Consider the following 13,211-nt stretch of genomic DNA (forward strand, 5'->3'; position numbering starts at 1 on the left):
AAACCCGGGAATCCGCACGTTGTGCGTTGCAGCAGGTCGGCGGGCAATAGGTGTATGATTCTATCCTGTCAACAGCTTATCACGTAATTTAATTGCGAAAATATTGATTGAATAATTGTTTAATAACTCTCTGTGGCGCATCCAATCGGCGGGCAATTGGTGGCGGAACCACGTATATTGGCGCTTGGCGTACTGGCGGGTCGCCGCCTGCGTCCGCTCGAGCGCCTCGGCGCGGCTGATCTCTCCGCGAAGATAAGCGGCGATCTGGGGGACGCCGATCGCGCGCATCACCGGCAGGGCGGGATCGAGATTGCGGCGCAGCAGCGCCTCGACCTCTTCGATGGCTCCGCCGTCGAACATCTGCACCAGCCGCGTGTCGCAGCGGTCACGCAGCCAGTCGCGCGGAGGGAGCAGGATCAACGGGGCGAGCGCGATGTTCCCGGCGATGCCGCCCTCGCGCGTCTCCTGCCATTGGCCGAGCGTGCGGCCGGTCGAGCGGACGACCTCGAGCGCGCGGGCAACGCGGGTGGTGTCGGCCGGATTGAGGCGCGCCGCGGCCTCGGGATCGGCTTTGGCCAGCGCGGCATGGGCCTCAGCAACGGGCAGCGCGCGCACGGCATCGCGGATATCGGGGTCGATCTTGGGCACCGGCGCAATTCCGTAAAGCAGGGTACGCAGGTAAAGTCCCGTGCCGCCGACGAGAACCGGAACCTTCCCGGCCGCATGGGCGTGGGAAATGACGCCGCGCGCCTCGTCGGACCAGCGCGCGGCATTATGCGCTTCGGCGCCGTCGACATGGCCGAAGAGGCGGTGGGGCACACCCGCCATTTCCTCGTCCGACGGACGCGCCGAAAGGATGGCGAGGTCGGCATAGACCTGGCTCGCGTCGGCATTGACGACCAGCGCGTCGGCGCCCGTCCCGGACAGGGATTTTGCGAGCGCTACCGCCAAAGCGCTCTTGCCGCTCGCGGTCGGTCCGGCGATAAGCGCGACGGGCGGCAGGCCCGCGCGAACGAAAGAGACAGAAGGAGAAGCCATGTTCGTAGCCACGCTGATAGCAGCCGGAAAGCTGACCGACGAGGTGGTTCGCGAGGCGATCGACCGGCTCGACATGACGGGACACGACGTGGGGGCGCCGCACTGGCTCGACGAGCATGACGCGGCGGACATCTATTTCCAGGGCAGCCTGGTCAGTGCGCGGAGCGAATTGGCCAAGATGGACCATGGTGCGCTCGACGTGGTCGTGCAGCCGATGGGCGACCGCACCAAGAAGCTGATCATCGCCGACATGGATTCGACGATGATCACGGTCGAATGCATCGACGAACTCGCCGACTATGCGGGATTGAAGGATCAGGTTGCGGCGATCACGAAGCGCGCGATGACGGGCGAACTCGATTTCCGCGCCGCGCTGGAGGAGCGCGTCGTGCTGCTTGGCGGCATATCCGAGGGTGTGTTGGCCGAATGCCGGTACGAGCGGGTCAAGCTGACCCGCGGGGCGCGCACGCTTGTCCAGACGATGAAGGCGCATGGCGCGCATTCGGTGCTGGTCACCGGCGGCTTTACCGCCTTTGCCGGGCCGGTCGGCGAGGCGATCGGCTTCGACAAGGTGGTCGCGAACGAACTGGTGATCAAGGACGGGATGTTGACCGGGAAGGTCGCCGAGCCGATCGTCGACAAGGATGCGAAGCTCGCGACGCTGACGGCCGAAGCGGCGAAGCTCGGCCTGCCGCTGGCCGCGACGCTGGCGGTCGGAGACGGCGCGAACGACATTCCGATGATCACCAGCGCGGGTCTCGGCATCGGATACCACCCGCACCCCGCGGCCGAGGAAGCCGCCGATGCGGCGATCCGCCACCATGACCTGACCGCGCTGCTGTGGGCGCAGGGCTATCCGCGCCGGAGCTGGGTGCTGGGTTAAGAGGCGGCGAGGCCGGTCAGGCCTTTTCGCCGAACAATTCGCGTTCGGATTCCTCCAGCGCCTCGAAATAGCGGCGGCGCGCGTGGCGTTCGCCGACGACGCCGATGACATGGTCGCGGTCATCGAGCACGGCGAGTTCGTCGGCCGCGGCTTCGTCGAAAAGCGTCAGGATCGACCGTATGTCCATCGCCGGCCGCAGCGCGACGCCGGGATGCGTCGCCAGCGCCGCGACCGACGAGGCGGGGTCAAGATCGGGGTGGAAGGCCGCGGCGGTCGGGACGATCCCCCGATAGGTGCCGTCGGCGTCGAGCAGGATCGCCTTTGCGGTCTTGCCGAGCGGCACGGCCGCGCGGAACGCGCCAACCGACATCGACCGATCCACCGAGACCCAGTCGGTCCGCATGATCCGCCCGGCGGTCATCGTCGTCAGGCGGCCGATATCGCGCGGGCTGCGGATCTTCGAACCGCGCAGGTGCAGGCGCCAAGTCGAGAAGGAATAGCCGAAGATCTCGCGCGTGAGCGCACTCGACACCAGCGTCGCGGCCAGCACCACGCCCATCAGCGCGAAGTCGTGCGTCGTTTCGAGCATCAGCACCGCCAGCGTCATCGGCCCGCCGACGATCGACACGCTGAGCGCCGCCATCCCGACGAGCGCCGCGTCGTTGGGGTCGACCGTCAGGCCGAGCGGGATGAGATTGACCAGTCCCGCGAAAAGCTGGCCCATCAGCGAACCGAGGAACAGCGAGGCGAAGAACAGCCCGCCGCGAAAGCCGAAGCTGAGCGAGATGACCGATGCCGCGATCTTGAGCAGCAGGACCGCCGCAAGAAAGGTAAGCGCCGGACGCAGCGCAAGGTCGAGATGCAGCGCCCCGTGCCCCGCCGACAGGGTCTGCGGCGACAGGAGCGCAAGCGGGATGAGAACAAAGCCGCCGACCACGGGTTTCCACCCGGCGATCCTTTGCCACGCGCCCACGCGAAGCTCGGTGAAGGCAACGACCCGCATGATCACCATGCCGACGATGGCGCACAGCGCGCCGAGCAGCACATAGAGGAGATAGTCGGGCAGGGCGAAGTCGCGGGTGGTGGCCGTCGCGATCAGGTAGGGCTGTGCGCCGAGCAGCCGGGTGACCGATACCGCCGACAGCGACGCCGCCATGACCGGAGCGATCGCAGCAGGGGTGTAGTTGCCGATGACAATTTCGAACGCATAAAAGGCGCCCGTCAGCGGTGCGCCGAAGGCGGCGCCGATCGCGCCGCCCGCGCCGGCACCGACCAGCGTGCGCAGGTCGTTGCGGCGGAGCTGGAACCACCAGCCGAGCTGCGAAGCGACCCCGCCGCCCATCTGTGCATAGGCCGCCTCCAGCCCGACCGATGCCCCGGCGCCGTTCGAGATGACGGTCTGCGACGCGATGACCAGATTGTCGGTGAATGGGATGCGCCCGCCGTGGAGGGCGTTGGCCTCGACCACGTCGACCGGCACGCGCGCGCGCCGGCCGAGGCCGCGCGCAAGCAGGACGAGCAGCAGGCCGCCGGCGGGCAGGGCGAGCAGCTTCCATGGATGGTGGATGCTGCCGAGCGCGCTGAGCCGGTTGATGGTGACGCCGTAAAGCAGTTGCTGCAGCCCATGGGCGATCGCTTGCAGCATATTGGTAAGCGCGCCGGCTGCAAGCCCGGCGACCGCGGCGAGGAGGATGAACGCGGCCTCGCTTTCGCGCAGGCGGCGGCGCTGGCGTGCGACGGCGAGGATCAGCGAGAATTTGCGCAAACGGGCCACGCGGGCTCCAAGCGCCTGCCGGCGATGGAGGTCAAGCCCTTTCGACGGCAAACTCGCCGGTTGCGTCGGCTTCGCCGGCGAGCAACCGACCGAATTGTGCCATCGCATCGCTTTCGGGCTTGAGCCAGTAGCGACCGAAGTCGATTCCAGTCGCGAAGGGCCGAACGAACGCCTCGGTATCGAGTTCGCGCATGAACATTGCGGCGGGGACAAGCGCGACGGCGATGTCCTTGCGGTCGAGCGCGAGCGGACGAACGCGCGCCCGAATGAAGCCTATTTGGAAACGACTATGCACGCCTGGCCGCCCTTGCGGACGGTGGCGCAAAGATTTTCCGCATCGCCCTTGCTGGCGAAGCCGCCGGCCTGCAGGCGAGTGACCGTTCCCGCCTTCACATAACTCGGCTGGCGCGCGGCGAGGGCCGGATATTTCTTCTCGAGCGAGGTCCAGAGGCTGCGGGCGTTGGCTTCGACGCCGAAGGCACCGAACTGGGCGCGCCACGGGCTCGAGCCATTGTGGACGGTCACCGACTTTGCCGCCTGCGGAGCGGGCTTGGCCGCAGTGGGGGCCGGCTTCGGCGCCGTCGATGCGATCTTGACCGGTTCGCCCTTTGCGACCGCAGCCGCGGTCGTGGCTTCGTTCGCTGCATTGGCGGCTGCGACGGCGGCCGGGGTCGACAGGGCCGGGGCGGGCTTCGACACGGCCGGAACCGGCTTCGCGGTCGGCGCGACAACCGGCGGCGGGGTGTAGCTGGTGCCGGGCGTCGACGCGGGCAGACTCGCGGTCTTGACCGGCGAAGGTGCGGGCGGTGCCGGTGTCGGGGCGGCCGCACTCACGGCGGCGAGGCGCGTGCGCGCTTCGTCCTTTTCGATCTGCGGCAGCATCGCGAGCCCCGCCTGTCGCTGTTCGAGCGGGATCAGGCTGTCGAGCTGGGCAAGGCGCGCGGATGCGATCGTCAGGCCCGCATCGCTCGCGCGCTTGGTGAGCGCATAGGCGCGCGGCCAGTCCTTCGTCGCATAGTCGCCGTTGAACATCGCGGTGCCGAGGACATATTGCGCGCGCGGCTCCCCGCGATCGGCCGACGCCTTGATATAGGGCATCGCCTCCTCGCGCTTGTTCGCGGTGAAGAGGATCAGGCCGAGATTGTCCTCGGCCTGCAGGTGCCCTTGCTTCGCGGCGCGGCGGTACCAGCTTTCGGCCTGGCCAAGGTCGGCGGGAACGCCGCGGCCGAGCTTGTACGCCTGGCCGAGGTTGAACTGCGCATCGGCATCGCCGGCGACGGCGAGCGGGCGCCATTCGGCCACCGCCTTCTGATAGTCGCCCGCCTGCCAGGCATCGACGCCGTCCTTGACGTCCGCGAAGGCGGGTACGGCCAGTGCCGCTGCTGCTGCAGCGAGCGGCAGGGCGATGGCGGCGGTGAGTGCTCGCATCCTTAATCTCCAATGACTTGCGCAGCCGGCGGCCGGTTCGCAGTCCCCGGAAAGCCCTGTAGGGGTAAAGTGGCTAACACCCCGTTAGCAACGCCTAAGGGCGGCACCAACCTGCCCCGCTTCGGCACAGAATCAGCATAGCAGCTTGTTTACCATGGAAGCGAGGCAATCGTTTACCGTCTTTTTATCATCGTTAACTCAATTTTAGCGCCCTGCATGGCATCCAAACGCCTGATTTTGGTTTTCCAGGGGGATAGCTGTGCGCGTCTTGGCATTGGCTTCACAAAAGGGAGGGTCGGGTAAAACCACCCTGTCGGGGCATCTCGCGGTGCAGGCGCAGCTTGCCGGCGCGGGCCCAGTCGTTCTGATCGACATCGACCCGCAGGGCTCGCTCGCCGATTGGTGGAACGAACGCGAAACCGACCTTCCGGCCTTTGCTCAGACCACGGTCGCGCGGCTGGCCTCCGACCTTGAGATCCTGCGCCAGCAGGGCTTCAAACTCGCCGTCATCGACACGCCGCCGGCGATCACCATGGCGATCCAGAGCGTGATTTCGGTTGCCGAACTGATCGTCGTCCCGACGCGTCCCAGCCCGCACGACCTGCGCGCCGTCGGCGCCACGGTCGACCTTTGCGAACGCGCGGGCAAGCCGCTAGTGTTCGTCGTCAACGCGGCGACACCAAAGGCCAAGATCACCAGCGAAGCGGCCGTCGCATTGTCGCAGCATGGCACCGTTGCGCCGGTCACCCTGCACCACCGCACCGACTACGCCGCATCGATGATCGACGGGCGCACGGTGATGGAGGTCGATCCGAACGGACGATCGGCCGAAGAGATCCGGCAGCTCTGGACCTACATCAACGACCGGCTGGAAAAGAATTTCCGCCGCACCGTCTTCTCGACCCCGATGCCCGCGCAGCCGGGTTACGGAACCGTTCGCCCGATGGGTGGTGGCTTCGGCCGCCGCATCGCTGGCCAGTGACGGGGAGCTCGGGAACCATGGGCGAACCCAAACCTCTCGCTTCGCTGAGCGCCGGACTTCTTGCCCGCAAGGGTGGAGCGCGCCCCGCCATGCGCCGCCAGCCGCTGGGCAGCGGACCGATGCCGATCGGCCAAGGCTATGACGACCTTGGCTGGAATGACATGGGCTATGACGTCGATCCCGACCAGAATGCTGCCGAATCGGCGCGCATGGTCGACCTGAAGCCGCTCCTTGCCGGGTCGGTGCTCGAACATAATGCAGCCGCCGAACATGCGGTCGATGCGGCGCCGGGCCATGCCCTGACGCCGGACGTGGGCCCCGACCTCGCCGACGCGCTGGCCGACTCGTACCAGCCCGAGGCGGTCGAAGTGCCGCAGATCGTCCTTCAGCAGGAATCGCTGATCGATCGCGTCGCCGCCGTTGCTCGCAAGGTCGAGGCGCGCCCGGAGCCCAAGGCGAGGAAGGAACGCGCGCCGCGCGCCCAGCGCGCCCGAGAAAAAGCAGCCTTCACGCTGCGCCTCGATGCCGAGCGTCACCTTCGCCTGCGCCTTGCGAGCGCGGTGACGAACCGCTCTTCGCAGGTGATCCTGACCGATTTGCTCGACGAATATCTGTCGTCGCTGCCCGAGATCGACGCGATGGCCAGCCGCCTGCCGGCGGCGCGCCCGACGCGCCGGAAGATGCCGTAGAAATAGCAAAGGGGGACCTTCCATGAACCGCAAATTGTTGGTGAACCTGGCCGTTTCGGGCTTTGTTCTCGGCGTCGTCACCGGATGCAGCGGCATGGGCAAGACGGCCGAAGCGGGGCCGCAGTCACCCGGCACGTCGGCTTCGGCTGCCAAATCGGCCGAAAAGGCGCGCGAAGCGCTCGAAGCCGGGAAGGCGAGCAAGGCGGTGACGATGGCGGAAGCTGCCGTCGCCGGCGCCCCGCGTGACGCGAGCTATCGCGCGCTGCTCGGCCAGGCTTATCTCAACGACGGGCGTTTCTCGTCGGCGACCAGCGCGCTTTCCGACGCGATGGAACTGGGCGCGAAGGACAGCAACACGGTTATCGCGTTGGCGCTGGCGCATATCGCGCAGGGCAAGAATGGCGAAGCCGCCGATCTGCTCAAGCGCAATTTCGATGCGATTCCGGCGTCGGACCTCGGGCTTGCGCTGGCGCTGGCGGGCGATCCCAATTCGGCGATCTATGTGCTGACCGAAGCGGCGCGCGCCAAGGATGCCGACGCCCGCACGCGCCAGAATCTTGCGCTGGCTTTCGCCCTGTCGGGGCGTTGGGCACAGGCGCGCGTTCTTGCCGCGCAGGATCTGTCGCTCGACAAGGTCGAGGGCCGCATGGCCGAATGGTCCAAGCTCGCCGAGCAGCCCGATGCGCGGATGCGGGTCGCGAGCCTGATCGGCACCACGGTTCGCGCCGATGCCGGTATGCCCGTGCGCCTGGCACTGAGCAACTTCGCCGACACGCAGATGGCCGCTGCCGACGCGCCGGTCGAGCTCGCGAGCGCCGATCCGGCGCCCATCGCCACCTATGCGCCGCCGCCGCCCGCCGCCGAGCCGTCGGCGCCCGCCGCGGTCCTCGCATCGGCCGAGCCGGCGATCCGTACGGTCGAGCTGCCGATGCCGAAGCGCGACGAAAATGGCGTCGTGCCGGTTACCGAACTGCCGCAGCCGAAGGCCACACCCAAAGTTGCCGAGATCATCATGGCCGACGCCAAGCCATATCGCGCCGCGCCGCGCGTTGCTGGTGAGCAGGGGCGTATCCGTCCCGCACAGAAGCAGGCGCTCGAGCTAGCGACGAAAATCCTGCCGCGGGCGATGGCGTTCGATGCAAAGAAGCCTTCGGGTTGGGCCGTACAGCTTGGTGCCTATGACACGCTCGGCATTGCGAAGGAAAAATGGACGACGCTGAAAAGGCGGACGGCCGTGCTCGCCAGCTATCAGGCCTCGAGCCATTCGGCCGTGGTGGGTGGGCGCACCTTCTATCGCCTGACAGTCAACGGCATGGCGACACGCGCCGATGCATCGAAGCTCTGCGGCGAACTCAAGGCAAAGGGGCAGACCTGCTTCGTGCGCCAGATGGGCGGGACCGAATCGATCCAGTGGGCGTCGGCACCTGCCGCAAAGCCGGTGCGTCTGGCGTCGCGCTGATCAATATTGGGGCGCCTTCCGCGATGCGGGGGGCCTAGGGGGAGGGGCGCGGCTGCGGGGCTGCGCCCCCTTTCTTTTTGGGCTATGCCGCCCGACCGCTGGCGAGGCGCTCAATCCAACAAAAAGGCCGCTGCCGGTATGGTTCCGGCGGCGGCCTTTTTTTTGAAAATCGCTTGTGGCGTCAGGCGAACGACAGGTGGTTCGCCGGGCGTGCCGCAGTACGGCGACGCATCGCGCCGCCGACCAGCACGAAGCCGAACAGCATCATCGCCCAAGTCGCCGGTTCGGGAACCGCCGAGATCGAGACGCTGTCGAGAGCGGCCCCGTAGGCGCTCTGATTCTGCGATGCGAAGGACAGCAGGGTCGACGCGCTATTCGCCGTGAAATTGAAGGTGTACTTCTGCCATCCCATCGCCGCGCGCGAGACACCGAACGTATCGAACATGAATGTGCCATTAGCATCGGCCGCCGACACCTGCACGGTCTTGATTTCCGGGCCGTTGTCCGGGTTGCCGGCCAGCCAGAAGGTCACCTCGTAGGCTTGCCCCATCACGGTGTCGATGGCCTGCTGGATTGTGCCCGCGTTGAGGCCGTTGAGGTCGACGCTGCGCGATCCACCCTGCGGCTGCCAATAGGTGCCGATATAGTCGACGCTGCCGCTAAGCACCGTCCAGGCGCCGATCGTGCCCCCGGCATTCACAGTCGTGAAGGAACCCGGATTAGGACCCGTCTCGAAATCGCCGTTGACAACGGTCGCCGCATTGGCGGTCGCGGGAAGCAGGAGAGCGGCCGCAACGGCGGCTTTAAGGCTACGCATGGTCAGTGCCCCTTGTTCGTTACGGTCGTTCTAATCGCGCGGCGGAATGGCCATGCGTCCGACGACTCGCACTACGGGATAACTTGGAACCGCTGATTCGTAAACTATTGTTAAGTTCTGTTTTTGTCCGGCCGTCCCCGAATTGGTCAATATGCTTCATAATGGGACGATTATCGCGACGATCGCGTCTGCCGCGATGGGGATTCGACGATTTTTCGTGGCGGACCGATCGGCGAGCCAAAATAAATTCGGGTTACAAAATATCAGTTCTTGTTTGTTTCCCGAATGGTAACCCGCCTGCACCGGCGGCGCGCCATCGACCCCGATGCCGTTTTCGCGGACGATCCCGTTTCCGAGGGCTGGTCACGACCTGCTCTTTGCCGCCGCAACTACATCGTCGGTGAGGGAAGCCTCGCGACGATGGCGACGAGCTGCGCCTGGCTGGTCACGCCGGTCTTGCGGAAGATACCCTTCAGCAGGAAGCGGACGGCGTTGAGGCTGACGGCGCGGAACGCGGCATAGTCCTGCAGGCTCTGTCCGCCCGCGAGCGCGACGGCAAGGCGGGCCTCGGCCGGGGTCAGCCCGAACCACTGGGCGACGCGGTCGATCTCGACCACCGGGGTTTCACCCGGCGCACTGCCCAGCGTGACGATGAGCGAGGCGCCGAGGTCGGTGCCCCCGATCCGTTTGGCCGATTGCCGCGAGATGCGTGCGACGAGGACGGGGCATTCGGTGCCCTTCGCGTTCGTCGTCTGAAAGGCGAGGCCGGCCGGACCGGGGCTTTTGGCGAGGTCGAGGAGCCGTTTCTGGCTCGCGGGGTGGGTCAAGGCAAAGCGGCCGTCGGTCCGGCGGATGAAGCCGGCGCGCTCATATCGGTCGGCACGGCTGTTCGCGGCGAGGATGTTGAGCTGATCGTCGAGGCTGAAGATCGCGAAGGGCGCGGCGTCGGCGGCGGCGCGCGCCGCGCCTGCAGCGAGTTCGAGCGTCGCGAGGCGGTCGCTGATCCGCATCGCGCGCTGGATATGCGGCGCGAGGACACGCAGTCCCCGCTTCAGCTTCTCGGCGTCGCGGTCGCCGGGGCCCGGCAGCATCAGTCCCAGTCGCTCGCCCCCGCGCCGGTCGAGCAGCACGCCGACGAGCCGGTCGATGCCATAGGGCGCAAGGAAGTTCCGGAAGAATTCGGATTCGTAGAATTCCTCGCGGGTCATGATGTCATAGCTGTCGACGACACTGCCGTTGGCATAGCGCATCAGCTTGCGCGACCAGGGGTGGCTTCCGGCATAGACGGCGGAATAGATTTCCTGAATCCCCGCAGCGAGGCCCGTCGCGGCGACAAAACGCGCGCGCGGCGGATTGCTGCTTTCCCAAAGGATGAAGGCGGCTTCCCAACTCAGGGGACAAAGCGCGCCGGTGATGCGCGCGAGGGTGTCGTTCCAGCTTTCGGGATGAAGCACCGAATCGTAGATGTCGCCGATCAGCGCATTCAGCACCTCCCATTCGGCCGGCGCATTATGGTCGGGAGGAAAGGTCGGAACGGGATCGGTCGGCATGCGCTTCCCCGGCTGCGAAATCCCTTGATAGAGCAAAAATTCGCCCACGCTACCCATGTGGGTAGCGAAACTGTCGCGCGAATCGGGCAGAGAGGGGCTGCGACCCACTGGTGGGATGTTCGCAGGATCGTCCCGCTTCTAGAAGCCCGCCGGATTTCCGACGGGCTTCTTTTTTGTGCCCGGCCAGTCGGTTGGGCTTCGCGGGAGGGCAAAAAAGAAAAGGCGGCCGGGGACGGCCGCCTTTGAGTGGTGAATGGACTGTCATCCATTCGGGTCGCAAATCGACATATAAGGGGATTCGAAAGCGAGTCCTGTGAAATATTGTTGCTGTCCTGATACGGGACGCGCGCGCTTCGACGCGTTAATCGGCCGTCGCTATCTGATGCGCTGTCCGCCCTTCCACAGCATCGTCGCGCGCCCCTGAACCGGCATACCGTCGAACGGCGTGTTGCCGGCCCAGGCCGCCATCTTTTTCGCATCGACCTGCCAAGGCGTGCCCTCGTCGATCAGGATGAGGTCGGCCTCCAGTCCAGGCTCGATGCGGCCGGCTTCGAGGCCGAGCAGCTTTGCGGGGTTCGCGGCGAGCAGGTCGAAGAGGCGCGCCGCGCTGATGTGGCCGTCGCGGACGAGCTGAAGGCCCATCGCCAGCAAAGTCTCGGCGCCCGCCATGCCGGGCTGCGCCTCGGCGAAGGGGAGGCGCTTGTCCTCGGGACCGCGCGGATCGTGGCCCGATGTCAGCACGTCGATCGTGCCGTCGGCGATGGCGGAGAGGCAGGCGTGGCGGTCGTCCTCGCTACGCAGGGGTGGCGAGAGGCGGGCGAAGGTACGGAAATCGCCGATCGCGGTATCGGAGAGGAAGAGATGGGCCGGCGTGATGCCGCAGGTGACCGGCAGGCCCTTTGCCTTGGCGCCGCGGATCAGGTCGAGCCCGCGCGCGGTGGTGACCTGGCGGAAGTGGATCGGGGCGCCGGTTTCCTCCACGAGGCAAAGGTCGCGCGCGATCGCCATCGCTTCGGCGATCGCGGGAGCCGAGGCGAGGCCGAGTCGGGTCGCCATTTCGCCGTCGGTGGCGACGGCGCCCGCCGTCAGCCCCTCGTCCTCGGCGTGGGCGATGACCGTAAGGCCGAGCGAGGCGGCATAGGCAAGGACGCGGCGCATCACGCCGGCATCGGCGATGCGGGCGCGGCCGGTGGCGACGGCGCGCGCGCCCGCCTGTTTCATCAGGCCGATCTCGGCGAGTTCCCTGCCTGCGAGGCCTTTGGTGGCGGCGGCGAGCGGGTGAACCCAGAGGTCGGGCTTGCCACCTTTGGCGGCCCGCTCGACGAGCCCGGCGCCGTCGAGCGGGCCGCTGTCGGGCATCAGCGCCGCGCGCGTGATGCCGCCGAAATGGAAGGCGGGCTTGTCGGTCGCGAAGACGCCGAGGTCGATGATGCCGGGCGCAAGCCACTGCCCGCGCGCATCGACGGTTTCGGCGCCGCAGGGCGTTTCCAAAGGGTTCAGCGCGGCAATGCGGCCGCGCTCGACGAGCAGGCGTACCGGGTCGCCGCCGAGCAGGCGCGCGTTCGCGATCAGCAGCGGGGTCAGTTCCATCCCGGTACCCCCCGCTTGCGGCGCGTCAATATGTCGAGGCACGCCATGCGCACCGCAACGCCCATTTCGACCTGCTCGGTGATCGTCGATCGGGTGGGGTGATCGGCGACGCTGCTGTCGATCTCGACCCCGCGGTTCATCGGGCCGGGGTGCATGACGATGGCCTGGGGCTTCGCCTTTTCGAGGCGCTTCGGCGTCAGGCCGTAGAGCGCGTGATATTCGCGGGCGCTGGGCAGATAGGCGCCGTCCATGCGTTCGTTCTGGAGGCGGAGCATCATCACGACGTCGGCATCCTTCAGCCCGTCGTCCATGTCGGTGAAGGTGGTGACGTGCATCCGCTCCATCGCGGGCGGGGTCAGCGTCGGCGGTGCGACGATGCGCACCTCGTTGCCGAGCAGCGTGAGCGCGAGGATGTTCGAGCGCGCGACGCGGCTGTGCAGCACATCGCCGCAGATCGCGATCGTCAGCCCTTCGACTTTGCCGAGGCGGCGGCGGATGGTGAGCGCATCGAGCAGCGCCTGCGTCGGATGTTCGTGGCGGCCGTCGCCGGCGTTGAGGACGGGGCAGTCGACCTTGTCGGCGATGAGCTGCACCGCGCCCGAGCTCTGGTGGCGGATCACCATCGCGTCGGCGCGCATCGCGTTCAATGTCATCGCGGTGTCGATCAGCGTCTCGCCCTTCTTCACGCTCGACTGCGCGGCGTGCATGTTGACGACGTCGGCGCCCAGGCGTTTCCCCGCGATCTCGAACGACAGCAGTGTGCGGGTCGAATTCTCGAAAAAGGCGTTGATGATCGTGAGACCCGCGAGCCGGTCGTCGTGCTTGGCGGCGCCGCTGCGGTTCATCTCGACCCACTCCTCGGCGGCGTCGAGAACGTAGGAAATCTCCCACGGGGCGAGCTGGGCGATGCCGATCAGGTGGCGATGGCGAAAGGCATCGCCACCGGGCGGATAGTCGCTGGCGGGTCGGGTGGTTGCGCTTGTCATTAAAGCCGAGCGTTT

The 13,211-nt window shown here is 66.9% G+C and carries 12 protein-coding genes; 4 read left to right on the top strand and 8 right to left on the bottom strand.

Features of this window, described 5'->3' with window-relative positions:
- Positions 1-60: 60 nt before the first annotated feature.
- Positions 61-1,038, bottom strand: a complete 978-nt coding sequence (gene miaA / locus QOL79_RS04875; RefSeq protein ID WP_283418823.1) for a tRNA (adenosine(37)-N6)-dimethylallyltransferase MiaA — start codon at positions 1,036-1,038, stop codon at positions 61-63.
- On the opposite strand from miaA, the gene serB reads away from it, so the two are divergent.
- Positions 1,037-1,921 (top strand): phosphoserine phosphatase SerB, encoded by an 885-nt coding sequence (gene serB, locus QOL79_RS04880; RefSeq protein WP_283418824.1) that lies wholly within the window; start codon positions 1,037-1,039, stop codon positions 1,919-1,921. The two genes, miaA and serB, sit on opposite strands and share 2 nt — an antisense overlap.
- 16 nt (positions 1,922-1,937) lie before the next feature.
- On the opposite strand, the gene QOL79_RS04885 is transcribed toward serB, so the two are convergent.
- Genes QOL79_RS04885 through QOL79_RS04895 form a run of 3 tightly spaced genes read right to left on the bottom strand, consistent with a single transcriptional unit; the run spans position 1,938 to position 5,123 of the window.
- Positions 1,938-3,695 (bottom strand): chloride channel protein, encoded by a 1,758-nt coding sequence (locus QOL79_RS04885; protein ID WP_283418825.1) that lies wholly within the window; start codon positions 3,693-3,695, stop codon positions 1,938-1,940.
- A gap of 31 nt (positions 3,696-3,726) precedes the next feature.
- Positions 3,727-3,990, bottom strand: coding sequence for a type 2 periplasmic-binding domain-containing protein (locus QOL79_RS04890; RefSeq protein ID WP_283418826.1), 264 nt, complete (start codon positions 3,988-3,990; stop codon positions 3,727-3,729).
- Complete coding sequence (locus QOL79_RS04895; protein WP_283418827.1) at positions 3,969-5,123, bottom strand: SPOR domain-containing protein; 1,155 nt, start codon at positions 5,121-5,123, stop codon at positions 3,969-3,971. Before QOL79_RS04895 ends, QOL79_RS04890 begins: the two co-directional genes overlap by 22 nt.
- 259 nt (positions 5,124-5,382) lie before the next feature.
- Here QOL79_RS04895 and QOL79_RS04900 point away from each other — a divergent pair, with 259 nt between their 5' ends.
- Genes QOL79_RS04900 through QOL79_RS04910 form a run of 3 tightly spaced genes read left to right on the top strand, consistent with a single transcriptional unit; the run spans position 5,383 to position 8,253 of the window.
- The gene (locus QOL79_RS04900) at positions 5,383-6,105 is read left to right on the top strand and encodes an AAA family ATPase (RefSeq protein ID WP_058457522.1); all 723 of its coding nucleotides are present in this window, start codon (positions 5,383-5,385) and stop codon (positions 6,103-6,105) included.
- A gap of 17 nt (positions 6,106-6,122) precedes the next feature.
- Complete coding sequence (locus QOL79_RS04905; protein WP_283418828.1) at positions 6,123-6,794, top strand: hypothetical protein; 672 nt, start codon at positions 6,123-6,125, stop codon at positions 6,792-6,794.
- Positions 6,795-6,816: 22 nt separating this feature from the next.
- Positions 6,817-8,253 (top strand): SPOR domain-containing protein, encoded by a 1,437-nt coding sequence (locus QOL79_RS04910; protein ID WP_283418829.1) that lies wholly within the window; start codon positions 6,817-6,819, stop codon positions 8,251-8,253.
- A 181-nt stretch (positions 8,254-8,434) separates the two neighbouring features.
- On the opposite strand, the gene QOL79_RS04915 is transcribed toward QOL79_RS04910, so the two are convergent.
- The 4 genes from QOL79_RS04915 to QOL79_RS04930 all read right to left on the bottom strand — a co-directional run bounded on the left by QOL79_RS04915 (position 8,435) and on the right by QOL79_RS04930 (position 13,196).
- The gene (locus QOL79_RS04915) at positions 8,435-9,070 is read right to left on the bottom strand and encodes a choice-of-anchor C family PEP-CTERM protein (protein WP_082657927.1); all 636 of its coding nucleotides are present in this window, start codon (positions 9,068-9,070) and stop codon (positions 8,435-8,437) included.
- 389 nt (positions 9,071-9,459) lie between these two features.
- On the bottom strand, positions 9,460-10,620 hold the full coding sequence (locus QOL79_RS04920) for a helix-turn-helix transcriptional regulator (RefSeq protein ID WP_283418830.1): 1,161 nt from the start codon (positions 10,618-10,620) through the stop codon (positions 9,460-9,462).
- 375 nt (positions 10,621-10,995) lie between these two features.
- A complete protein-coding gene (locus tag QOL79_RS04925) occupies positions 10,996-12,210 on the bottom strand; it encodes a dihydroorotase (protein ID WP_283418831.1) in 1,215 nt (404 codons plus the stop codon).
- Positions 12,201-13,196, bottom strand: coding sequence for an aspartate carbamoyltransferase catalytic subunit (locus QOL79_RS04930; RefSeq protein WP_283418832.1), 996 nt, complete (start codon positions 13,194-13,196; stop codon positions 12,201-12,203). Before QOL79_RS04930 ends, QOL79_RS04925 begins: the two co-directional genes overlap by 10 nt.
- Between the last annotated feature and the right edge of the window lie 15 nt (positions 13,197-13,211).

The sequence above is a fragment of the Sphingopyxis sp. Geo48 genome (assembly GCF_949769155.1).
Taxonomy (GTDB): Bacteria; Pseudomonadota; Alphaproteobacteria; order Sphingomonadales; family Sphingomonadaceae; genus Sphingopyxis.

What these genes read in the sequence shown, in the direction of transcription:
- QOL79_RS04910 (WP_283418829.1), top strand. Translation starts at nt 6,817, where the DNA reads ATGAACCGCAAATTGTTGGTGAACCTGGCCGTTTCGGGCTTTGTTCTC.
- miaA (WP_283418823.1), bottom strand. Translation starts at nt 1,038, where the DNA reads ATGGCTTCTCCTTCTGTCTCTTTCGTTCGCGCGGGCCTGCCGCCCGTC.
- QOL79_RS04925 (WP_283418831.1), bottom strand. Translation starts at nt 12,210, where the DNA reads ATGGAACTGACCCCGCTGCTGATCGCGAACGCGCGCCTGCTCGGCGGC.
- serB (WP_283418824.1), top strand. Translation starts at nt 1,037, where the DNA reads ATGTTCGTAGCCACGCTGATAGCAGCCGGAAAGCTGACCGACGAGGTG.
- QOL79_RS04905 (WP_283418828.1), top strand. Translation starts at nt 6,123, where the DNA reads ATGGGCGAACCCAAACCTCTCGCTTCGCTGAGCGCCGGACTTCTTGCC.
- QOL79_RS04895 (WP_283418827.1), bottom strand. Translation starts at nt 5,123, where the DNA reads ATGCGAGCACTCACCGCCGCCATCGCCCTGCCGCTCGCTGCAGCAGCA.
- QOL79_RS04930 (WP_283418832.1), bottom strand. Translation starts at nt 13,196, where the DNA reads ATGACAAGCGCAACCACCCGACCCGCCAGCGACTATCCGCCCGGTGGC.
- QOL79_RS04915 (WP_082657927.1), bottom strand. Translation starts at nt 9,070, where the DNA reads ATGCGTAGCCTTAAAGCCGCCGTTGCGGCCGCTCTCCTGCTTCCCGCG.
- QOL79_RS04920 (WP_283418830.1), bottom strand. Translation starts at nt 10,620, where the DNA reads ATGCCGACCGATCCCGTTCCGACCTTTCCTCCCGACCATAATGCGCCG.